Annotated in this window: 19 protein-coding genes; 13 read left to right on the top strand and 6 right to left on the bottom strand. The window is 69.0% G+C overall.

Annotated features, from left to right (window positions below; translation table 11 throughout):
- Positions 1–336: 336 nt before the first annotated feature.
- Positions 337–1,680 carry an AMP-binding protein gene (locus AC1PLS_RS20010; RefSeq protein ID WP_184434916.1) on the top strand — a complete coding sequence of 448 codons (1,344 nt, stop codon included), beginning with the start codon at positions 337–339 and terminating at the stop codon, positions 1,678–1,680.
- A 71-nt stretch (positions 1,681–1,751) separates the two neighbouring features.
- Here the strand turns inward: AC1PLS_RS20010 and AC1PLS_RS20005 are convergent, their stop codons facing one another.
- Both AC1PLS_RS20005 and AC1PLS_RS20000 read right to left on the bottom strand, forming a co-directional pair.
- Positions 1,752–2,759, bottom strand: a complete 1,008-nt coding sequence (locus tag AC1PLS_RS20005; RefSeq protein WP_184434913.1) for a chorismate transformation FkbO/Hyg5 family protein — start codon at positions 2,757–2,759, stop codon at positions 1,752–1,754.
- Complete coding sequence (locus AC1PLS_RS20000) at positions 2,756–4,138, bottom strand: NAD(P)/FAD-dependent oxidoreductase (protein WP_104608784.1); 1,383 nt, start codon at positions 4,136–4,138, stop codon at positions 2,756–2,758. The genes AC1PLS_RS20005 and AC1PLS_RS20000 overlap by 4 nt, the downstream gene beginning before the upstream one ends.
- 288 nt (positions 4,139–4,426) lie before the next feature.
- Between AC1PLS_RS20000 and xanC the strand changes: the two genes are divergently transcribed.
- From xanC to fabG, 10 genes are all read left to right on the top strand, one after another.
- Complete coding sequence (gene xanC / locus AC1PLS_RS19995) at positions 4,427–4,696, top strand: xanthomonadin biosynthesis acyl carrier protein XanC (protein WP_011260626.1); 270 nt, start codon at positions 4,427–4,429, stop codon at positions 4,694–4,696.
- A 37-nt stretch (positions 4,697–4,733) separates the two neighbouring features.
- Positions 4,734–5,417: a COG4648 family protein gene (locus AC1PLS_RS19990; protein WP_081008645.1), complete on the top strand. Its 684-nt coding sequence runs from the start codon at positions 4,734–4,736 to the stop codon at positions 5,415–5,417.
- Positions 5,418–5,470: 53 nt separating this feature from the next.
- A complete protein-coding gene (locus AC1PLS_RS19985) occupies positions 5,471–6,220 on the top strand; it encodes a lysophospholipid acyltransferase family protein (protein WP_024937535.1) in 750 nt (249 codons plus the stop codon).
- Between the two features lie 11 nt (positions 6,221–6,231).
- On the top strand, positions 6,232–6,519 hold the full coding sequence (locus AC1PLS_RS19980) for an ApeI family dehydratase (protein WP_046345049.1): 288 nt from the start codon (positions 6,232–6,234) through the stop codon (positions 6,517–6,519).
- A complete protein-coding gene (locus tag AC1PLS_RS19975) occupies positions 6,516–7,490 on the top strand; it encodes an LpxL/LpxP family acyltransferase (protein ID WP_039524636.1) in 975 nt (324 codons plus the stop codon). Before AC1PLS_RS19980 ends, AC1PLS_RS19975 begins: the two co-directional genes overlap by 4 nt.
- Positions 7,414–8,061 carry a LolA-related protein gene (locus AC1PLS_RS19970; RefSeq protein WP_039814875.1) on the top strand — a complete coding sequence of 216 codons (648 nt, stop codon included), beginning with the start codon at positions 7,414–7,416 and terminating at the stop codon, positions 8,059–8,061. Before AC1PLS_RS19975 ends, AC1PLS_RS19970 begins: the two co-directional genes overlap by 77 nt.
- A gap of 42 nt (positions 8,062–8,103) precedes the next feature.
- The gene (locus AC1PLS_RS19965) at positions 8,104–8,379 is read left to right on the top strand and encodes a hypothetical protein (RefSeq protein ID WP_184434908.1); all 276 of its coding nucleotides are present in this window, start codon (positions 8,104–8,106) and stop codon (positions 8,377–8,379) included.
- Positions 8,369–10,735 (top strand): MMPL family transporter, encoded by a 2,367-nt coding sequence (locus tag AC1PLS_RS19960; protein ID WP_184434905.1) that lies wholly within the window; start codon positions 8,369–8,371, stop codon positions 10,733–10,735. The genes AC1PLS_RS19965 and AC1PLS_RS19960 overlap by 11 nt, the downstream gene beginning before the upstream one ends.
- The gene (locus AC1PLS_RS19955; protein ID WP_184434902.1) at positions 10,722–11,171 is read left to right on the top strand and encodes a hotdog family protein; all 450 of its coding nucleotides are present in this window, start codon (positions 10,722–10,724) and stop codon (positions 11,169–11,171) included. The genes AC1PLS_RS19960 and AC1PLS_RS19955 overlap by 14 nt, the downstream gene beginning before the upstream one ends.
- Before the next feature lie 164 nt (positions 11,172–11,335).
- On the top strand, positions 11,336–12,073 hold the full coding sequence (fabG, locus tag AC1PLS_RS19950) for a 3-oxoacyl-ACP reductase FabG (protein WP_046345042.1): 738 nt from the start codon (positions 11,336–11,338) through the stop codon (positions 12,071–12,073).
- Positions 12,074–12,382: 309 nt separating this feature from the next.
- Here the strand turns inward: fabG and AC1PLS_RS19945 are convergent, their stop codons facing one another.
- The 4 genes from AC1PLS_RS19945 to AC1PLS_RS19930 are packed head-to-tail and all read right to left on the bottom strand — an operon-like array spanning position 12,383 to position 16,789.
- Positions 12,383–14,005, bottom strand: a complete 1,623-nt coding sequence (locus tag AC1PLS_RS19945) for an NAD(P)/FAD-dependent oxidoreductase (RefSeq protein WP_184434900.1) — start codon at positions 14,003–14,005, stop codon at positions 12,383–12,385.
- Complete coding sequence (locus tag AC1PLS_RS19940) at positions 14,002–14,823, bottom strand: glycosyltransferase family 2 protein (RefSeq protein ID WP_065033431.1); 822 nt, start codon at positions 14,821–14,823, stop codon at positions 14,002–14,004. The genes AC1PLS_RS19945 and AC1PLS_RS19940 overlap by 4 nt, the downstream gene beginning before the upstream one ends.
- Entirely contained in the window at positions 14,820–15,593 is a 774-nt protein-coding gene (locus AC1PLS_RS19935; protein WP_184434895.1) for a beta-ketoacyl synthase chain length factor, read from the bottom strand. Before AC1PLS_RS19935 ends, AC1PLS_RS19940 begins: the two co-directional genes overlap by 4 nt.
- Positions 15,593–16,789, bottom strand: a complete 1,197-nt coding sequence (locus tag AC1PLS_RS19930) for a beta-ketoacyl-[acyl-carrier-protein] synthase family protein (RefSeq protein WP_184434892.1) — start codon at positions 16,787–16,789, stop codon at positions 15,593–15,595. The genes AC1PLS_RS19935 and AC1PLS_RS19930 overlap by 1 nt, the downstream gene beginning before the upstream one ends.
- 218 nt (positions 16,790–17,007) lie before the next feature.
- On the opposite strand from AC1PLS_RS19930, the gene AC1PLS_RS19925 reads away from it, so the two are divergent.
- Together AC1PLS_RS19925 and AC1PLS_RS19920 are read left to right on the top strand one after the other, a co-directional pair.
- The gene (locus tag AC1PLS_RS19925) at positions 17,008–17,268 is read left to right on the top strand and encodes a YcgL domain-containing protein (RefSeq protein WP_039529613.1); all 261 of its coding nucleotides are present in this window, start codon (positions 17,008–17,010) and stop codon (positions 17,266–17,268) included.
- Positions 17,261–20,581, top strand: a complete 3,321-nt coding sequence (locus AC1PLS_RS19920) for an ankyrin repeat domain-containing protein (RefSeq protein WP_481103994.1) — start codon at positions 17,261–17,263, stop codon at positions 20,579–20,581. Before AC1PLS_RS19925 ends, AC1PLS_RS19920 begins: the two co-directional genes overlap by 8 nt.
- Positions 20,582–20,587: the final 6 nt, after the last annotated feature.

The raw sequence follows: 20,587 nt of genomic DNA, 5'->3' as shown, positions 1-20,587 counted from the left end.
AGGAGCGGACAAGCCTAGCAGCTCGCTTCCGCCGGGGGCTTGGGCCACAGGTCATGTGCGCGGTGGGGCGAGTACGTCATCGAACAGGCAAGGCATGGACGAGTGGCGGACGCGACCACAAGCGGTTGTGCGCGCATTGGCTCGCACGGGCGTACGCGCTTGACGGCCAATGCACTCCAGGTGCGATGCGCTGCTGCAATGAGTTGGAATGCGCTTGGCGCACGGGCCTTGCCAAGGTTCCCGACCGCCGCTTCCGTGGCGCAGCCGGAAACCTCCCGACTTGCCAGCAGGGCAGGTGGCGGCCAAGCTAGCGCGCTTTTGCGATTGCCGGTTCTCATGTCCAGCCTGCCTGTTCCTGCCGTTTCCCACCCGATGGCCGTCGGCGCGTCCGGCCGGCCGCTGGCCTGGCGCGCGGGGCAGTCGGTCGATCTGGCCACCTTCATTGCACACGTGCATGGCCTGGCGCAGCAATTGCCGGACGGTCGCCACGCGGTGAATCTGTGCGAAGACCGCTATCGCTTCATGGTCGCGTTCTATGCGTGCGCATTGCGCGGGCAGGTGTCGCTGCTGCCGTCCTCGCGCGCGCCGGCCGTGGTTGGCGAGGTGCAGGCGCGGCATGCCGATGCCTACTGCCTGGGCGATCTGGCACTGGAGCTGGCACCGCCGCGCTATTGGCAGCTGCCGGCCGAGTTGCCGCAGGCCGCAGGCCCGATTCCGCAGCTGGCCGACGATGCCCTGGTGGCTATCGGCTTCACTTCCGGCAGCACCGGCAGCCCGCAGCCCAACCCCAAGACCTGGGGCAGCTTCCTGACCAGTACGCGTCAGGATCTGGTCGCGCTGGAAAGCCTGTGGGCGCACACCGATGCGGTGCCGCACGTGGTCGCCACGGTGCCGCCGCAACATATGTACGGCATGGAACTGTCGGTGCTGCTGCCGATGGTGACCGAGCTTGCAGTGCATGCGGGCCGCCCGTTCTTTCCGGACGATGTGGCGCGCGCGCTGTCGGACATTCCTGCCCCGCGCGTGCTGGTGACCACGCCGGTGCACCTGCGCGCGCTGGTCGAATCCGGCGTGGCGTTGCCGCCGCTGGTCGGCATCGTCTCGGCCACCGCGCCGTTGGCGCAGGACGTGGCCGCGGCCGCCGAAGCGCGGTTTGGCGGCGAGGTACGCGAAATGTTCGGTTCCACCGAAACCTGCGTGTTCGCGGTGCGCCGCACCGCGCTGGAGGCGGCGTGGACACCGCTGCCCGGTGTGCGCCTGGAAACGCAGGCGGCAGGCACCTTGGTGCACGCACCGCATCTGGCCACGCCGGTGCTGCTGGCCGACATGATGGACGTGGCTGCCGACGGCACCTTCCAGGTGCGCGGCCGGCAGGCCGATCTGCTGGAAATCGCAGGCAAACGCGCCTCGCTGGCCGATCTGACCCGTCGCCTGCTGGCCATCCCGGGCGTCGTCGACGGCACCATCGTGCAGCTCGCACCCGAGCCCGGTCAGGCGGTCGGCCGCATCGCCGCACTGGTGGTCGCCCCGACCCTGGACGAAGCGCAGATCCTCGCCGCCCTGCGCATCAGCGTCGACCCGGTGTTCCTGCCGCGCCGCCTGCGCAAACTCGCCGCCCTGCCACGCAACGAAACCGGCAAGCTGCCACGCGATGTGGTGCTGGGTTTGCTCAACGGCTGAGCGCAGGCCTCGCCACGGAGCATTGCTGCTGCGTGGCTGCAGCGGTCATCAGTACTGATGACCGCAATCGCTCACCCATGCACCCCATCGATCTCCACCGCCAGCTCGTCGCGGCAGATCACCGCGTGCAGCAGCAGACGCGGCACCGCGTCGCCGAAGCGGGCGTCCAGGGCCTGCGCGACCTTGGGCAGATCATCCTGCTCGCGCACGTAGACCTTCAGGCGGGTGCCGGCGCCGAACTGCGCGGGCAGGGCGGGGGCGTGCTGGCGGGCGGCGCCGAGCAGGGCATCGAAGTTGGCGAAGGTCTCTTCCAGCTGCGCCAGCAACTGGCCGGTGTGCATCGAGGCATGCCCGACCACCGCGGCGGTGCCTGACAGCAGCAGCGGCATGTCGCTGCCGGCCGGCGGCAGCATGGCGCGCGCGAAACTCGGCGGCTGCGGGCCGTACTGGCGCGGGTAGTTGTAGGCACTGACCTGGCGCGGGTTTTCCAGCGGGGTGCCGGCGTCGCTGGCGGCCAGCCAGTAGATCTGGATGATGCGCTCGGCATCGCAGCGTCCCACCGCGGTGGCGGCCGGCAATTGCGCATTGTCGAAGGCGCCCAGGCCGCGCGCACGGCCCACGCAGAACTGCCGGTAGCGTTCGCGGTCGCCACTGCCCAGGGTGATGGCGTCCAGATAGTTCCAGATACGCAGCAGGCGCGGGGTCTGGCTGCCGGTGACGAAGGCGGTGATTTCCGTATAGGCCTTGGCGGCGGCGGCTTCGATATCGACATCCTGCTCGTCGATTTCGATCACGCCGAACTGCAGGCGGCCGTCGCTGGCCCAGGCGATGTTGCCATCGCGGCCGCTGTGCACCGCCGCGTCGGTCCGCCACACTTCCAGCACGTCGGCGTGGTACGGCTGCAGCGGCACGCGCAGGTAGCGCGGGTCGTCCAGGCGCGGCGCCGCCGTGCCGAAGCCGAACACGGCCAGCACCTGCGGGTCGGCCAGCAGTGCAGACGGGTCGGTCTGATCGACATAGTCGACCTGCAGGCGGGGATGGCGCACGGTATGCGGGGTCTGGGCCGGGGAAACGGTCATCGTGTGTCTCGTTGTTGCGTGTCGCGTTGCAAGGTGTCGCCATCGAAGCCGAGCGTGGCCTGACGTCGGCGTTGGCGCCAGGACTGCCAGGCGCGCGGCATCATCGACAAGGTGGTCAGTGCATAGATGGCGCGGAACGCGCGCAGACGCAGGCGCACCCTGGGGCTGTCGAATACGTCGCCGGCCAGCATCGCCACCACCGCTTCCTCGATCTGCCAGGTGTTCTGCGGTTGTGCGAACAGGGCGCGCATGGTCGGTGAGGTGAAGCGGTAGATGAACCACTTGAACTCGTCCACGCCGCGCTTGAGCTCGCGCTGCAAGGCGCGCTGCAGCCTTGCCTCGTGCTGCGGCATGCGCAGGGCCTGGTCCACCATCGCCGCACCGCGCTCGGCGCTGTGCATGGCCAGGAACACGCCGGACGAAAACATCGGGTCGACGAAGGTGTAGGCATCGCCCAGCATCAACCAGCGCGGGCCGGACATGCGCGTGCATTCGTAGGCGTAATTGCCGGTGGCATGCACCGGGGCCACGCGTTCGGCGCCGAGCATGCGCGCGCTGAGCTCGGTATTGAGCGCAAGCGTGCGCATGAAAAAGCCCTCGCTGTCGCCTTTGCGGGTCTTCATGTATTCCGGGTAGCAGACCGCGCCCACGCTCATGATGTCGTCCGGCAACGGGATCAGCCACATCCAGCCATGCGCATGGCGATAGATGCTGATGTTGCCGGCATCTTCGCCCGGTCGACGCGTCACGCCGCGGAAATGGCTGAACAATGCGGCCGATTGATGCCTGGCATTGGCGCGCTTGAGCTTGAGGCGGTTGCCCAGGAAGGTGTCGCGGCCGCTGGCATCGAGCAGATAGCGCGGGCGGAACTGCTGCGCACCCGCCACGCCCTGCGCCTGCAGTACCGGCTGCTGCCCGTCGAACTCCACCGCTTCGACCTTGACCTGGTCGCGCGCATCCACGCCCACCGCCCGCGCGCGCTCGAACAGCACCTGGTCGAACTGCGCACGCGGCACCTGGAAGGCGAAATCGGCCTTGGCCTCCAGCGCATGCGCGAAGCGGAAGGTGTTGTAGCCGCCGCTGTCATTGGGAAAGTCCGCACCGCGCTTGAGCACGCCGATGCTGCGCACCTCTTCCAACACGCCCAGGCGTTCGAGAATCGGCATGTTCATCGGCAGCAGCGACTCGCCGATATGGAAGCGCGGATGCTGCGCCTTCTCCAGCAAGGTCACCTGCCAGCCCTGCTGGGCCAGGACGATGGCCGCCGCGCAGCCCGCCGGCCCGCCGCCGATGATCAGGACATCCGGACACTCGGGTCCGGGGGCCGGCCCGGCTGCCGGCTTGGCGGTCGGGGTAGGGCCAACAGCGGTGGAAGTCATCCTGGAACGAACCTGCAGCGGGCGAGCGTCATGCAGTCATGATAGCCTGACCGGCGGCCCGGACAGGTATGCCGGCCGCCGACTCGCTGTTGCAGACCGATCGACACCCTCGCCAATGCGGCCGCAACGCCGGTGCGGCGGGCGCTCGGAATCGGCCGGCACGGCAACGTACACTGTCTGTGCCCTGCAGCATCGCCGATGCCGGCCTGACGGTTGTCTGCGCCGCTGTGGTTGTTCTGCAATTTCGCTGTGAATCTGTCGCCCGACCCTCACCTGGAAGCTCTCTGGATGTCCTCGCAAACCGCTGCCGAACGTGAACTGGCCGAACTCCTGGTCGAAAGCCTGAACCTGGAAGACGTCCAGCCCGCCGACATCGACCCGGAGGCGCCGTTGTTCAATACCGGGCTGGGACTGGATTCGATCGACGCGCTGGAACTGGCGCTGGCGATCAGCAAGCGCTATGGCTTCCAGCTGCGCTCGGACAATGACGAGAATCGTCGCATCTTCGCGTCGCTGCGCGCATTGTCGGCGCATGTCGAAGCCAACAAGACCGTCTGAGGTCGCGAACGCCGCGCCCGGCGATGCGCCCCCGTGGGTGCTGGGGCTGGGCGTGTTGCTGGCGGTGGCGTATTCGCCGCTGGCGCACTGGGCCAATGCCAGCCATCGCCCGGAGCTGGCTGTCATCGCCGGTGGCTTGCTGGTGCTGATGGTGCTGATCGAACCGATGGTCGCGCGCCGCGCCTGGGCCTGGGTGCTGGCCGTGCTGACCTTGCTGGGCCTGAGTGCGTTGTGGCACTCGCCGTACGCGATGCTGGTGCTGGCCGCGCCGCCGGTGGTGTTCACCGGCTGGGTCGCCTGGTTCTTCGGTCGCAGCCTGCGCCGTGGGCGCACGCCGTTGATCACGCGCATCGTCGAGGGGCTGTATCGCCAGGCCGGCATGCCGATCACTCCCGAGCAGTACCGCTACACGCGCCGCCTCACCCTGGCCTGGGCGCTGCTGCTGTGCGCGCTGACCCTGGTCAACCTGGTGCTGGGCCTGTGCGCCGAACCCAGTGGCGTGCTGACGCAACTGGGTTATGTCTCGCCGCTGCCGATCAGCGACGCGCGCGCATCGTTGTTCGCCAATCTGCTGGCGTACGGGGTGGTTGGCGGGTTCTTTGTAGGCGAATATCTATTGCGCGGCCGCTGGTTTCCACAGCGCCCCTATCGTAATCTGCCAGACTTCTTGCGCCAGATGGCGCGGCTCGGGCCGGAATTCTGGCGCGATCTGCTGCGCTGAGTGCGTGGCCAGGGGCAGCGACGTACGTGCACATTTTCGGGGACAAGACAAAGATGCCGCTGGCAAGGATGCCGTCGCGCCTGGCGTGGGCCGTGTTCAATCTGCTGCAACTGGCCTTCACGCTGACGTTTACCGCGGGCGGAATCGCCTATGGCCTGGCGTTGCTGGCGATCACGCGCGACACCGACCGCCTGCTGCGCATGGGCGCGTGGATGTGGTCGCCGGTGCTGTTTCGCGGTGCCGGCGCCACGGTGATCGTGGAAGGCCGCGAGCGCGTGGACTGGTCCAGGAACTACCTGTTCGTCAGCAACCACCAGTCCATCATCGATATCTGTGCGTTGTTCTACGCCTTGCCGGTGCCGCTGCGGTTCCTGCTCAAGGACGAAATGCTCAAGGTGCCGTTCGTGAACTGGTATGCACGGGCCACCGGCATGCTGTTCCTGGACCGCGACAGCCGGCGTGCCGGGGCGATGGTGCGCCGGCAGGCCGCCGCGCTGCTGCGCGAGGGCAAGCAGTTGTGTCTGTTTCCCGAAGGCACCCGCAGCCGCAGCGGCGCATTATTGCCGTTCAAGGCCGGGCTGTTGCAGGCCGCTATCGATGCTGGTGTGCCGGTGGTGCCGGTGGCAGTGGATGGCTGCGGCAAGGTGCTGCCGGTGGAGGGTGTGTTCAGGGTGCGCCCGGGCATCATCCGGGTACGTATCGGCGATCCGATCCCGGTGACCGGGCCGGATGCGCCGGACCGCCAGCAATTGACCAAGCAGGCACACGACGCCGTGGCTGCGATGCTCCAACCCAGGATTTGAGTTACCCGCTTATGGATTTCGTCGTGCCGCATGATCATCCCTGCCTGCCCGGGCACTTTCCGGGGCGCCCCGTGGTGCCTGGTGTGGTCGTGCTCGACCATGTGCTGCAGGCAGTGGAGGCCGCGTATGGCCCACGCGCGGCGGCACGCCTGCCGCAGGTGAAGTTCGTGCAGCCGTTGCTGCCCGGGCAGACGGCATCGGTCATGCTGGACGGCGCCGGCCCACGCTGGCGCTTTCGCGTGCAGCGCGCCGACGAGCTGCTGGTCAGCGGCGAACTGGTGGCGGAGGCGGCGCAATGAGCAGTCAGTGGAAGCAACGCCCGGAAGGCGGCGGACGTTTCGCGCTGTGGCTGATCCGCGGCATCGCCCAGCATGCCGGGCGTGCGGTGGGGCGCGCGCTGCTGTACCCGATCACGCTGTACTTCCTGCTGGTGCGTGCGCCCGAGCGCAGCGCCTCGCGTGCCTATCTGACGCGCGTGCTGGAGCGCCCGGCCACGCTGCGCGATGTGGCGCGGCATATCCACACCTTCGCTTCGACGATTCTGGACCGCGTGTACATGCTGTGCGGGCAGATGCAGCGCTTCCGGGTCGACATCACCGGGCTGGACCAGCTGCATGCGCAGATGGATCGCGGCCGCGGCGTGCTGATCTTCGGCTCGCACCTGGGCAGCTTCGATGCGCTGCGCGTGCTGGCCACCGAGCGGCCGGACGTGCAGGTCAAGGTGGTGCTGGACAAGGCGCACAACCGCGCCATGACCGAACTGCTGGGCGCGCTGAATCCGCAGCTGGCCGCCAACATCATCGACGCCGGCATGGACGCCACCTCGATCGTCATGGCGATCAAGGACGCCACCGACGCCGGTGCGCTGGTGGCGCTGCTGATCGATCGCCCGCGCGAGGGCGACCCGGCGTTGCCGGCGACGTTCCTCGGCCGCAACGCGATGTTCCCGACCTCGCCGTGGCTGATCGCCGCAGCGCTGAAGGTGCCGGTGGTGCTGGCGTTCGGCCTGTACCGCGGCGGCAATCATTACGAGCTGGCGTTCGAGACCTTCAGCGAGGGCCTGGACGTGCCGCGTCGCCAACGCGCACCGGTGCTGGCGGTACTCATGCGCGATTACGCGGCCAGGCTGGAACATTACACACGCTATGCGCCGTACAACTGGTTCAACTTCTACGATTTCTGGAACACCCACCATGCCGATGTGCCGCACCCTGCCGTGGATGCTGATACTGCTGTTCAGCGCCGCACCGCTATGCGCCGCACCGCCTGAGACGCTGGACGTCGGCCAGGTGCTGCAGCGCCTGGCACGCCCTGCACCGGTCAGTACCGAGTTCGTCGAACTGCGTGGCTCGGCGCTGCTGAAGACGCCGCTGCGCGTGCAGGGCCATTACCGTCGCCCGGACGCGCAAACCCTGGTGCGCGAGGTCAGCGCGCCGTATCGCGAGACCACCACGTTGCAGGGCGACGAGGGCGTGCTGGAACGCGAAGGCAAATCGCCGCGGCGTTTTTCGCTGAGCCGGGTGCCCGAGCTGGCCGGCCTGAAGTCCGGCTTCGGCGCGTTGCTGGCCGGCGACCGTGCGCTGCTGGAGCAGCACTACCGCATCAGCGGGCAGGGCCAGCCGCAGGCCTGGCAACTGACGCTGCAGCCCAAGGACGCTGCCGTGGCCAAGCAGGTGCGCGAGTTGCGGCTGTACGGGCGCAATGACGAGTTGCGCTGCATCGAGAGCCAGCCGGCCAAGGGCGACGTGCAACGCACGCTGCTGGCCGGTGCGGCGCGCGCGGCCGCAAGCGTGACCGATGCGGCCGCGCTGACCACGCTATGCCACGGATCGGGCGCGTGACGCAGCGCGCCCACGGCGCAAGCAAGCCGCTCGCACGATCCCATGCCGCGCGCGCGGCCGGTGGACGTTCCGCTGGCACAGCGAGGCTTGCGCATGGCGTTTAAGTTGAACGCAAACCGCCGCATCGGCCTGGCGCTACTGTGGCTGGTGTTGCTGGCGGTGGCCGGGTTCTGGTTGAGCGAGACGCTCAAGGTCACCGGTGATCTGCGCAAATTTATGCCCGCCCGCAGCAACGAGAAGGCGCCCGCACAGCCCGATGCCGCGCGCGCGGCCGGTGGACGTTCCGCTGGCATAGCGAGGCTTGCGCATGGCGTTTAAGTTGAACGCAAACCGCCGCATCGGCCTGGCGCTGCTGTGGCTGGCGTTGCTGGCGGTGGCCGGGTTCTGGTTGAGCGAGACGCTCAAGGTCACCGGTGATCTGCGCAAATTCATGCCCGCCCCGCGCACGCCGGCGCAGAAACTGCTGATCGAAGAGCTGGGCGAAGGCCCCGGCTCGCGCCTGTTGCTGATGGCTTTGTCCAACAGCGACCCGGCCACGCTGGCCGCGCAGTCGCAGGCACTGCAGCAGGCCCTGGCTGCACAACCGGAACTGTTCGAGCTGGTCGGCAATGGCGGCACTGCGGGGCTGGATGCGATCCCCGAGCGCCTGCTGCCGTATCGCTATCTGCTCAGCGACAGCTTCGACACCACGCCGCTGGATGCGCACACCCTGCAAGCTGCATTGCAGTCGCGCGTGCAGGATCTGGGGTCGCCGGCGGCGGCGCTGGTGGAGCCGTTGCTACCGCGCGACCCCACGCTGGAAGTGCTGCATCTGGCCGAAACCCTGCAGCCGGCCGCGGCGCCGCAGACGCGCAACGCGGTGTGGTTCGACCGTGCCGGTACCTCGGCCTTGCTGGTCGTGCAGACGCGCGCAGCCGGCTTTGATCCCACCGGCCAGCAACTGGCCTACGACGCGGTGCAGGCGGCCTTCGCCAAGGTCAGCAAGGGCAGCACGACCCGGCTTACCTTGACCGGCCCCGGTGCATTCGCCGTGGAAATCACCGCGCGCACGCAAGGCGAGGCGCAGTGGATCGGGACGCTGGATACGGTGGGACTGGTGTTGTTGCTGCTGGTCGCCTATCGCAGCTGGAAGATTCCGGTGCTCGGCGTGCTGCCATTGGCCAGCGCCGGCCTGGCCGGTCTGGCTGCGGTGGCGCTGCTGTTCGATGGCGTGCATGGCATCACCGTGGCCTTCGGCTTCACCCTGATCGGCGTGGTGCAGGATTACCCGATCCACCTGTTCAGTCATCAGCGTCCGGGTCTGGATCCACGCGACAACGCGCGTCATCTATGGCCGACGCTGGCCACCGGCGTGGTGTCCACCTGCATTGCCTATGTGACCTTCCTGTTTTCCGGGGTGGACGGCTTGCGGCAGCTGGCGGTGTTCACCATCGCCGGGCTGGCGACCGCCGCGATCACCACGCGGTGGCTGTTGCCGTCGTTGATTGACCCGGCACCGCGCGACTACGCCGATTCACGCATGCTCGCCGCGCTGTGGCGCGGCATCGCGCGCCTGCCACGGCCGCGCATCAGCCTGGCGCTGATCGCGCTGGTCGGCATCGCGGTGATCGCGTTCGCGCCGGGGCAGTTCTGGCAGAACGATCTGTCGAAATTGACCCCGGTGCCGCCCAAGGCCCTGGCGCAGGACACGCATCTGCGCCAGGAACTGGGCGCCCCCGACGTGCGTTACGTGCTCGCGCTGCCTGCCGCCAACGACGAGGCCGCGCTGCAGGCCAGCGAGCAGTTGCGCCCGCGCCTGGATGCCCTGGTGCGCGACGGCGCATTGACCGGTTACGACATGGCCGCGCGCTATCTGCCCAGCATCAAGACCCAGCATGCGCGTCAGGCCGCGTTGCCGGATGCTGCGCAAGCGCGCGCATTGACCGACAGTGCGGTGGCCGCCACACCGTTTCGCAGTGACGCGTTCGCGCCGTTCCTGCAGGACCTGGACGCTGCCAAGCGCGCCGCCCCGCTGTTGCCGAAGGACCTGGCCGGCTCGCCGATGGCAACGTCGGTCGGCGGACTGCTGCTGGGTCGCGGCGATCGCAGCACTGCGTTGGTGTCGTTGACCGGCCTGCGCGATCCGTCGGTACTGGCTGCCGCCGTGAAAGGCAGCGGCGCGCAGTTGCTGGATCTGAAGGACGCGTCAGAGTCCCTGGTGGCCGCGTATCGCGGACGTGTGCTCGGCGCGCTGGTACTGGCCGCGCTGTTGCTGGCGGTGACGGTGGCGATCGCGTTGCGCAGCCCGCGCCGGATCGTGCGCGTATTGCTGCCGATGGCGCTGACCACGGTGCTGATCCTGGCGATCCTGCGCGGCATGGGGGTGGAGCTCAACCTGTTCCATCTGATCGCGCTGATCCTGGCGGCAGGCCTGGGCCTGGATTACGCATTGTTCTTCGACCATGCCGGCGACGATCACGCCGACCAGCTGCGCACGCTGCATGCGCTGATCGTGTGCAGCCTGATGACGCTGCTGGTGTTCGCGCTACTGGCTGCCTCCAGCATCCCGGTGTTGCGTGCGATCGGCAGCACGGTGGCGCTGGGGGTATTGTTCAATTTCATCCTCGCCTTGCTGGTGTCGCGCGAGCCGACGCTGGAGCGCGTAAGACACGGAGATGCACATGCAGGGACGTGAGGCAATTGCCGCGCTGATTCCACACCAGGGCAGCATGTGCCTGTGGGAAGCAGTGCTGGAATGGGATGCGCAGCGCATTGTGTTGCGCAGCGATGCCCATCGCAGCGACACGCATCCGCTGCGTTGCAATGGCCGCCTGCGCGCGCTGCATCTATGCGAATACGGCGCACAAGCCATGGCTGTGCATGGCGGCTTGCTCGGCCGGGAATCGGGCAAGCCGGTGCGCCCGGGCATGCTGGTGGCGCTGCGTGCGGTGGACTTGCACGTCGCGTATCTGGACGACCTGCCCGATGCGATCGTCTGCGACGCACAGGTGTTGATGCAGGGCGAGGACAGCCAGCAATACAGTTTTCGCCTGAGCCACGCCGATCAGTTGCTCGCCGAAGGGCGCGCCACGGTGATGTTGGGCGCCGCGCAGGCCACCCCGGCCCCGTAGGAGCGCGCTTGCGCGCGATGGCCTTACCGCTGACGCCGCATCGCGCGCAAGCGCGCTCCTACAAGATGTAGGCGATCAATGCTGGATCTATTCCTGCGCCTGCTGCGAGTCGTTAGGATGAGGCTCTTTCCGCCGTCGCGTCTGCGGCTTTCATTGAGGCTTCCATGAGCACTTCCATTCCACAGCGCCGCGCACTCGTCACCGGCGGCAGCGGCGATCTTGGTGGTGCGATCTGCCGTCAGCTGGCGGCGCAGGGGCGCCATGTGATCGTGCATGCCAATCGCAATATCGCCCGCGCCGATGACGTGGTTGCAGCGATCGTGGCCGACGGCGGCAGCGCCGAGGCGGTGGCGTTCGATGTGGCCGATGCGCAGGCCAGTGCGGTGGCGCTGGCAAGCCTGCTGGAGGGCGGCCCGATCCAGATCGTGGTCAACAACGCCGGCATCCACGACGATGCGCCGATGGCGGGCATGAACGCCGAACAGTGGCATCGGGTCATCGACGTATCGCTGCACGGGTTCTTCAATGTCACCCAGCCGCTGCTGCTGCCGATGGCGCGTACGCGCTGGGGCCGCATCGTCAGCGTGTCGTCGGTGGCGGCGGTGCTGGGCAACCGCGGGCAGACCAACTACGCCGCGGCCAAGGCCGCCTTGCACGGCGCCAGCAAATCGCTGTCGCGCGAGATGGCCAGCCGCGGCATCGCCGTCAACGTGGTCGCGCCGGGCGTGATCGAAAGCGAGATGGTCGGCGAAAGCTTCGCGCCGGAAGTGATCAAACAACTGGTACCGGCCGGCCGGGTCGGCAAGCCCGACGAAGTGGCCGCGTTGGTGGCGTTTCTGTGTTCGGAGTCAGCCGGCTACATCAACGGCCAGGTCATCGGCATCAATGGTGGGATGGGCTGAGGGCGCCTAACGAAAACGACCGTGTTCGCCACCTGATGAGCACGATCCCCGACCAGCCCTGCTTTGGGATGTCGTAACGACGCTGAAGTTCAGCGCCTTGTTTGGCGTGAGAGCGATTGACCCGTGCAGATGCGTCGGCTGTAGAGCGGAGGAGCTGCGGCTTGGCCGCAGGGAACGTTGCGGGACAGGCTGCAAGTACGTCCATGTAGGCTCGGGCTGGCCGCCGGTGTCGCCGTGGTGCATCACACGCGCGGGGCAAGCTAGTGCAAATCAAGAAAAAACGCGCCGTTGCCGGCGCGGTTTTCAAACTCACGCCGCGTCGGCGTACCAGGCGGCGGTGAGGATCGGCTCGCCGATGGCGTTGGCGGTCAAGGCGTCCAGCCCATGGTCCGGCAGTGCGGCATGGCGTTGGCGTGCCTGCTGCAGGATCTCGCGTGCCAGCACCGCCATCTGCGCCACGTTGCTGTGGATGCGTGCGGCAAAGGCATCGTCGTCGAGGGTGTCGTTCAAGGCGCCATTGAGTTCGTTGAACCAGCCGATCAGGTATTGATCGAGCAGGCGCCCGTCGTCAGTGGCCAGGCCTTGTGCAGTGTTGTGCTGGCCCCAGTCGTGCAGCACACGCTGCATTGCCAGATTCATGTCGCGCGCATAGAAGAAATCGGACTTCATGCGCGAGAGCAGGCTGAGGTCGGCGATGCGTCCGCTGCAGAACAGCGGCGCCAGCAGCGACCAGTAGTAGGTGTAGTCCCAGATCACCTTGACCGGCATCACCTGCGCGTCGCCGAACAGCGCGTACTGATCCTGGTACAGGGTCAGGGTGTTTTCGTAGAACGAGAAATACAGCTGCTGATACAGCTCCACATACGGGCTGAGCGATCTGCCGGCGCGGTCGCGGCCGATCAGTTCGCAGATGTAGGTATTGGAAATCGCAATGAAGTCGCTGCCGGGCGAATAGAACGGGTCCAGGAACAAGCCCGCCTCGCCGGTCAGCGCCCAGCGCTGCGGCGAGAACACCTGCTTGCAGCCATAGGAGAAGTTACGCAGGAACAGGAAGTCCTGCAGCCGGTAGTCGGCCTTGTCGAGTGTGGCGGCGACCTGCGGCTGATGCGTGCGCAGCCAGGTCATCGCCTTGTCGTGGGTGTTCATCGTGTCCAGCGGGTGCATCGTTGCATCGCAGACGATGCCCAGCGAATGCGCGCCGGACGATAGCGGAATCAGCCAGAACCAGTAGCCCGGCCCGCACATGTGGTTGGTCGAGCGCCAGCGGTCCGGCGGCGTGCAGCGCTGCAGCCAGTTGCTGTCCTGCGACCAGCCATTGGGGTCGATCAGGCCTTCCACACGCCACCATACCGCATTGGCGTCGTGCGCATTGTCCTGCGCCAGGCCGAGCTTGCGCTTGAGCAGGCCGGCGCGGCCGCTGGCATCCACCACCCAGCGTGCGCTCAGCGTGCCGGCCTCGCCCGCGCGCTCGTAGCGCACGGCGTGGTCGGCCTGGTCATCGGACAGGTCCACGCCCTTGACGCTGCAGTTGTCGACAAACGTGATGCCCTGCGCGCGGGCGCGCTCGCCGAGGAAATTTTCGAAGCGGCCACGGTCGATCTGCCACGACGGCGTCGGCAGGATCTGGCTCACGCCCAGCTCGGTGCAGCGGTCGATGTCCTCGCGCTTGTCGGAGAAGAAGAAGCGGAACCCGAACTTGCGGATCTGCTCGGTTTCCAGATGCTCGCGCAGGCCCAAGACCTCGGCGAAGTAGTGCGCGCCGATCTCCACCGTGGACTCGCCCACCTTGAACGCCGCCTCGCGCACCGGGTGCGCACGGCGCTCCAGCACGGTGATCGCCAGTTCGGGGTCGCGTTGGCGCAGCTGCAGGGCCAGACTCAGGCCGGCCAGGCCACCACCGGTGATAACGACATCGGCACGCTGTGCATTCATGGGGATGGCTTGCTCTTGGTAACCGCCGGCACAGTAGCAAATTCGCCGTCAGCGTCGTCGATCAGCACCGGGTTGGCGCGCACGCGGCGGTACTCGCGCCAGATATGCCCGTAGCTCCAGGCCTGGACCACCACATGCGAGGTGATTTCCCACAGATCGCGTACCAGGCGGAAATGGCTCTTGCGGAACGCGCCCGGCGAGGTGCCGGCGTAGCGGGTTTCGATCGGCACCGCGACCACGCGCGCGCCGGCCTGGCGTGCGGCGGAAATCAGCAGTTGCGCTTCGAACACGAAGCCTTCGCCGGGCACGTCGGGCAGGGTGAACACCGAGGCCGGATACAGGCGCTGGCCGCTCTGGCTGTCGACCAGCTGGAAGCCGCAGGCCCAGGCGATGCCCCAGTCGCCGAAATCGTTGCCGATGCGGCGGATGGTGGGCTGGGTGGCGCGCTTGCGCATGCGGGCGCCGACGATGACGCAGCCGGGGTGGCGGTTGGCCGCCGCCAACAGGCGCGGGAAATCGGCGGCCTTGTGCTGGCCGTCGCCGTCCATGGTCATCACCGCGCGCATGCCCATCCGCTGCGCCTGCGCAAACCCGCTGCGCAACGCGGCGCCCTTGCCCTTGCGCTGCGGGTGCCGGATCAAGGTGATCGGCAGGCCGGCGATGCAGTCGGCAGTGCCGTCATCGGAGCCGTCGTCGATCACGATCACGTTGGAACAATAGGTCAGCGCATCGTTGACCACTTCACGGATGCGCAGCGATTCGTTCAGCGCCGGCACCAGGATCGCGGTGTCCTCGCGGGTCAGTGGCTGCCGGCTCACTGCTGGAGCTCCACGCGCAACACCCGGCCCGGGCCGGCGTACAGCGCCACGCGTTCGCCGCCAGTGGCGATCAGGTCGAACAACGGCAGCATCGGCGCCATCGCATTGGCGGCGACATGCCGCGCCAGCGGGCCGGCGCCCGTCGTCGGCGTGCCGTCGTCCAGCCACGCCCGCAACTGCGGCTTGCCGGCCTGGCCGGGCGCACCTAGCACCAGCGCGCCACCGAGCAGCCCCTGGCTGGGGGCGACCCGACCCAGCGGCCCGACCGAGCGGGCGTCGTAGCCGGCCAGCAGCACTGCGTCCATGCCGGCGGCACGTTGGACCAGCGCCTCCAGCAAGCCTTGCGCGAAGCTGCCCAGGCTGGCGCTGATCGCGGTGGCCGGGGTCATCGCCCCGGCGCCGATGGTCCAGTAGCCGGCCGCGGCGTTGTGCACCGAGTTGTGGAACTTGGTCGGCGAGATCGCCGTGGGGTCGCTGGCCAGGGTGGTGCACATGTAGTCGGAGATGGCCAGGTCGCCGTACGTGGAAGTGAAGATCGACGGCAGGCTGGCCGGCTCGCGGCCGGCGGCGGTGCAGGCGGCCAGCGCGGCCTCCAGCGAGACCGCCACCGTGTCCGGTGCGCGACGGCGCTCGTTGGCGGCCAGCAGCTGCGGCGCCGGGCGCGCGCCGGTGTCCTGCAGCGCGCCGCCGCGCACGAACGCCGCAGCGGCGTCCCAGCTCGGCAGGCCCTGGGTCCAGAAGCCGATCCCCTCGATGGTGGCAGCCAGCATCAGCGGGCCTGCCCGAACAGCAGCGAGCAGTTGTTGCCGCCAAAACCGAAGGAGTTGTTCATTGCGTAATCGATCTTGGAATGGGCATTGTCGAAACGGATCTGCGGGCCGCAGGCGGGGTCGGGCACTTCGCTGTTGAGCGTGCCCGGCAGCACGCCGTCACGCAGCGCCAGCAGCGCGATCACCGACTCGACGATGCCGGCTGCGCCCAGGGTGTGGCCGGTCCAGGCCTTGGTCGAGCTGGCGTGCAGGGTGGCCGGGAAGATCGCCGCCACTGCGGCGGCTTCGACGCTGTCGTTGGCCGGTGTGGCAGTGCCGTGCAGGTTCAGGTAGCCCACCGCGGCCGGCTCCAGGCCGGCGCGTTCGAGCGCGCCGCGCATCGCCAACTGCGCGCCCAGGCCCTGCGGATGCGGGGCGGACATATGGTGCGCATCGCTGGATTCGCCATAGCCGTACAGCCACAGCGTTGCGTCCGGTGCGGCAGCGGTGCGTTCGAGCATGGCAAAGCCGCCGGCCTCGCCCAGGCTCAGGCCGACCCGGCGCGCATCGAACGGCTGGCACAGCTCCGGTGCCACCACCTGCAGCGAGTTGAAGCCGAACAGCACGCTGCCGCACAAGGTATCCACGCCGCCGACCAGGGCGGCATCCACCACCCCGGCATCGATCAGGCGCGCGGCCTGGGCAAACACCTTGGCGCTGGACGAACAGGCGGTGGCCACGGTCACGCTCGGGCCGCGCAGGCCGGTGGCGTGCTGCATGAAGTCGCCCAGCGAGTGCGGGGTGTGCACGATCGGGCGATCCAGGTCGTCGGGGAAGCGCGCGCCGTCGGCGTCTTCGACCAGCCGCGTGTAGGCCTCTTCGCTGGCGCCGATGCTGGAGGTGGAAGTGCCGATGATCACCGCCACGCGCTCGGCGCCGTAGCGCTGCGCGGCGGCCTGCACCGCCTCGGCCATGCCGTCCTGCTGCAGGGCCAGCCAGGCCAGGCGATTGTTGCGGCAGTCCCAGCCTTGCAGGGCCTCCGGCAACACGATGTCTTCCACGCCGTCGACGCGGCCGATCCAGCACGCCAGCGGCTGCGGGCCGAAATCGTTGCGACGCATGCCGCTGCGGCGAGCAGTCAGGGCGGCGGCCTGGGCATCGAGCCCGGCGCCGAGCGCGGTGGTGGACGTAAAAGCGGTGACGGCGACCGGGGCCATCTGGGACGAATGCTGCGCTTGGCTCACGGTGGTCTGGCTGGCAAGAAGTGGGCTCAGTATATCGATGGCGGGTGCGCCTCCCGTCGATGGCGCAACTGAACGTGCCGGTCATGTCGCTGACGGGGCTGGAGTTTTCGCGCGTTGCCGCGCTTTCGCCATCGGCGCAATTGGGACACAATCCTGCGACACACTTGCCGATCGAGCGCGACCACGCGCGCATGCACGCCTACGTCTATAAAAGCCAACGCAAGCAGGACACCTTCGTCTATCTCGCCACGCGCGACGACTTCTCCGGTCTTCCCGCCGCCGTGCACGCGCAGCTGGCGCCGTTCGCGTTCGTGCTGGAGGTGGCGTTGACGCCGGAGCGCCGTCTGGCGCAGGCCGACGTGGCCACGGTGCGCGAAGCGCTCGCCAGGCACGGCTTCTATCTGCAACTGCCCAAGACGGTGGTGCTGGCGGGCGAGTGCGACTATGACTGAGGCCGCACGGGCCGCACGCTTGCGGGCCGCAGCGCTGGCCGGCCTGGCCGGCGTGGCGTTGTCGTTGCTGGGCGGCATCGGCGGCGGTGTCGCCGCGGTGACGCTGTGGCTGGCGCAGCCGGCGTTCGCGCTGGCGGTGTCGTGGGCGCGCGGTAGCCGCGCACTGCCCAGCCAGCCGCGTGCGGTTGCGCAGGCAGTGCCGCCGTTGCTGACGATCTGGGGTGTGGGCCTGCTGGCGCTGGCCGCCCTGATCAGCTGGCCGCTGACCGCCCTGCGCGACAGCGGCAGCCTGGCCGCCGCATTGGCCTTGAGTGTGGCGGTCAGCGCCGCGTTGCTCGGGTTGTGGCGGACCTGGCCGCTGTGGGGCGAGGTCGAACGCGATGGCGGCGCCCTGGCCCCGCGCTGGCATGCGCTGGCGACGCAGGAGTTGCACGCCTGGCGCGGCCTGCTGGCCGCTGCCCTGGTGCTGGCGATGTGCACGCTGGTGGTGGCGCTGGCCTGGCCGGGCTGGTTGTCGAGCAGCCTGCGCTGGAGTCTGGCGATCGCGGCCAGCGTGCTGCTGCCCGCTGCCCACCTGCTGTTGCAACGCACGGCCGCCCCGGCGCGCAGCGATGCCCCGGCGGCCCTGCAGGCGGCCGATTTCTTTTCCGAAGCGGCGGCCGAGCCGCGTCCGCTGGAGCCGGTGGCCCAGCACCAACTGGTGCCGGAGCTGTTCGAGGCCGCGCGCAGCGGACGCGTGGACCGCGCGCTGCAGTTGCTCGACGCCGGGGCCGACCCGCAGGCGATGCCGCTGCCGGAGTGGCGCGACCAACGCAGCCTGCCCGCGCTGGCCGCGGTGCTGCCGGATCTGCGCCTGCTGCGCGAGCTGATCGTGCGCCGCGTCGACGTCAACCAGCCGCATCGCGGCATGACCCCGTTGCTGGCCGCCACCCGCGACAGCTGGCATGGCCGCCCGGATGCGGTGATGACGCTGCTGGCCAACGGGGCCGACCCGCGCGCCTGCGACAACGACGGCAACACGCCGCTGCACCACGCGGTGCGCAGTTCCGACCCGGGCGTGGCCGCGCTGCTGCGCGATGCCGCCGCCGAACTCGATGCGCTCAACAACGAAGGCCACTCGCCGCTGGCGATGGCCTGCCAGGTCGGCAACTGGCGGCTGGCCAAGTTCCTGCTGGAACGCGGCGCGCACTCCGAACCGGAAGGTGGCGCGCCGGTGCTGCTGGCCGCGGCCGGCACCGAGGAAGACGACCCGGCCGGCGTGCAACTGCTGCTCAAGCACAAGGCGCGCGTGGATGCGCGCGACCGCCAACGCCGCAGTGCCCTGCACGAAGCCGCGTTGGCCGGACATGGCGACATCGTCGAGGCGCTGCTGGCGGCCGGCGCCAATCTGGAAGCGCGCGATCTGCTCGGCCGCACGCCGTGGCTGGATGCGGCGCGGCAGGCGCGCAGCGGGGTGCTCGAACGCCTGGTCGCACGCAAGGCCGACGTGCTGGCCATCGACGGCGAGGGCCGCAATGCGGTGATGCTGGCCTGCGCCGCCGACAGCGTGTCGCCGGCGCTGATCCGGCGCCTGCTCGAGCTGCAGGTGCCGGCCGACAGCGCCGACGCGCACGGCCGTCGCGCGGTGGATGTGGCCGCCGAAGCCGGGCGCTGGGCGATCGTGCAGTTGCTCGATCCCGGCTATCCCTTGCCGGCGGCGGTCAGTGACGCGCACGGCGAGAGCCCCGGCGTGACGGTACTGCCCGATCGCCCGCCACTGGTTCTGCTGCGCGAAGGCCTGCAGTTCGGCCAGCGCGACGGTCTGGTCGCACTGGCCCGCCTGTGCGGCCCAGAAGAACTCGGCGGCCTGCTGCACGACGCGCATCTGGCCTTGAACGCCGATGCGGTGGACTGGCTGCTGCGCCACGGGGCCGATGCCGAAGTGCGCGATGCCTGCGGCGATGTGCCGATGTTTGCGCTGCTGTCGCGGGGCGTGGAGGCGGTGCCGGCGCTGCAGGCGCTGCTGCGCCATGGCGTGTCGCCGGCCGGTGCCGGCGGCCTGACGCGGCTGCTCAGCGCCTGCGTGCAGCACGATGCGGCATCGCGCGGGCTGGAACAGTTCGCGCTGGAACTGCTGGAACGCGGCGCCGACCCGTTCGCCGCATCGGCGGCCGGCGATCCGCCGTTGTCGCTGGCGGTGCGGCTGGGCTGGCTGCGCCTGCAGCAGTGGCTGCTGGAACACGGCGTGGACCGCGAGGCGCGCGACAGCCATGGCATGACCGCGCTGCACCTGGCCACCGCGCTGGGCCGCGAGGCGTCGCTGAAATTGCTGGTCAAGCAGGGTGCCTCGCCGGAAGCGCGCGCTGCCGACGGGCAGACCCCGCTGGGTGTGGCGCTGTCGATCGGCCGCCGCGACCTGGCCGACTGGCTGGACTGGCGCATCTGGTCGCTGCCGCAGCGCAGCCTGCGCGAAGCGGATGTGCCGGCCGCCGCAATGGTCGGCGACACCGATGCGGTGCGTCGGCTGATCGATCTGGGCCTGCCGGTCGATGCGATCGATGCCCAGGGCTGCACCGCGTTGCTGCGTGCCGCCGGTGGTGGCCATCTGGGCGTGGTGGCGCATCTGCTCGGTCGCGGCGCCGACCCGCAACGCGCGGCCAATAGCGGCGCCACGCCGTTGTCGGCGGCGGTGAGCATGCGCCAGACCGAGATCGTGGCCGCGCTGCTGCAGGCCGGCGCGCAGATCGAGCACCGCCTGCCCGGCGGCGTCACCGTGCTGATGCTGGCCTGCGCGCTGGGCCTGCCGGATATCGTGGCGCGCCTGCTCACCGCGGCGGCCGATGTGCACGCCAACGACGGCCAAGGCCTGGCGCCGCTGCATTGCGCCGCGCTGTACGGCTTCACCGCGCGCGACAAGAGCCGCCTGCTGGCCTTGCTGGATACCTTGCTGCTGGCCGGCGCCGACCCGGACTACCTGGCCGGCGGCCGGGTCAGCCCCTTGCTGCTGGTGCTGGGCGCGCGCGCCGAACCGGGCACCGCCTGCGACGAGCAGGTGGTGCTGGCCGGCGTGGAACGCCTGCTCGACGAAGACGTCTCGCTGGACGTGGCCGATCAACGCGGTTTCGGTCCGCTGCACCTGGCCGCACTGCACGGCCTGCCGTTGCTGGTGCAGCGCCTGCTGCGTGCCGGCGCCGATGCCGACCGCCGCGACGCGCTCAACCGCACCCCGCGCGAGATCGCGATCATGCGCGGCTTCATCGATGTGGCCGGCCAGTTCGAACCCGCCTTGCCGGGGGTGTCCTCGATGGCGCGCTTCCTGCGCGAAGGCCGCTGAGCCAGC

It is taken from the genome of Xanthomonas sp. NCPPB 3218 (genome assembly GCF_056725185.1).
The sequence above is the reverse complement of the archived record's forward strand: the minus strand, read 5'-3'. Positions and strand labels throughout refer to the sequence as shown.

Bases quoted from the DNA above. Each gene is read 5' to 3' on its own strand.
- AC1PLS_RS20010 (WP_184434916.1), top strand. From the start codon at position 337: ATGTCCAGCCTGCCTGTTCCTGCCGTTTCCCACCCGATGGCCGTCGGC.
- AC1PLS_RS19970 (WP_039814875.1), top strand. From the start codon at position 7,414: ATGCCGATGTGCCGCACCCTGCCGTGGATGCTGATACTGCTGTTCAGC.
- AC1PLS_RS19985 (WP_024937535.1), top strand. From the start codon at position 5,471: ATGCCGCTGGCAAGGATGCCGTCGCGCCTGGCGTGGGCCGTGTTCAAT.
- AC1PLS_RS19960 (WP_184434905.1), top strand. From the start codon at position 8,369: ATGGCGTTTAAGTTGAACGCAAACCGCCGCATCGGCCTGGCGCTGCTG.
- AC1PLS_RS19980 (WP_046345049.1), top strand. From the start codon at position 6,232: ATGGATTTCGTCGTGCCGCATGATCATCCCTGCCTGCCCGGGCACTTT.
- AC1PLS_RS20000 (WP_104608784.1), bottom strand. From the start codon at position 4,138: ATGACTTCCACCGCTGTTGGCCCTACCCCGACCGCCAAGCCGGCAGCC.
- AC1PLS_RS19955 (WP_184434902.1), top strand. From the start codon at position 10,722: ATGCAGGGACGTGAGGCAATTGCCGCGCTGATTCCACACCAGGGCAGC.
- AC1PLS_RS19935 (WP_184434895.1), bottom strand. From the start codon at position 15,593: ATGCTGGCTGCCACCATCGAGGGGATCGGCTTCTGGACCCAGGGCCTG.
- AC1PLS_RS19920 (WP_481103994.1), top strand. From the start codon at position 17,261: ATGACTGAGGCCGCACGGGCCGCACGCTTGCGGGCCGCAGCGCTGGCC.
- AC1PLS_RS19925 (WP_039529613.1), top strand. From the start codon at position 17,008: ATGCACGCCTACGTCTATAAAAGCCAACGCAAGCAGGACACCTTCGTC.
- xanC (WP_011260626.1), top strand. From the start codon at position 4,427: ATGTCCTCGCAAACCGCTGCCGAACGTGAACTGGCCGAACTCCTGGTC.
- AC1PLS_RS20005 (WP_184434913.1), bottom strand. From the start codon at position 2,759: ATGACCGTTTCCCCGGCCCAGACCCCGCATACCGTGCGCCATCCCCGC.
- fabG (WP_046345042.1), top strand. From the start codon at position 11,336: ATGAGCACTTCCATTCCACAGCGCCGCGCACTCGTCACCGGCGGCAGC.
- AC1PLS_RS19930 (WP_184434892.1), bottom strand. From the start codon at position 16,789: ATGGCCCCGGTCGCCGTCACCGCTTTTACGTCCACCACCGCGCTCGGC.
- AC1PLS_RS19965 (WP_184434908.1), top strand. From the start codon at position 8,104: ATGCCGCGCGCGCGGCCGGTGGACGTTCCGCTGGCACAGCGAGGCTTG.
- AC1PLS_RS19975 (WP_039524636.1), top strand. From the start codon at position 6,516: ATGAGCAGTCAGTGGAAGCAACGCCCGGAAGGCGGCGGACGTTTCGCG.
- AC1PLS_RS19945 (WP_184434900.1), bottom strand. From the start codon at position 14,005: ATGAATGCACAGCGTGCCGATGTCGTTATCACCGGTGGTGGCCTGGCC.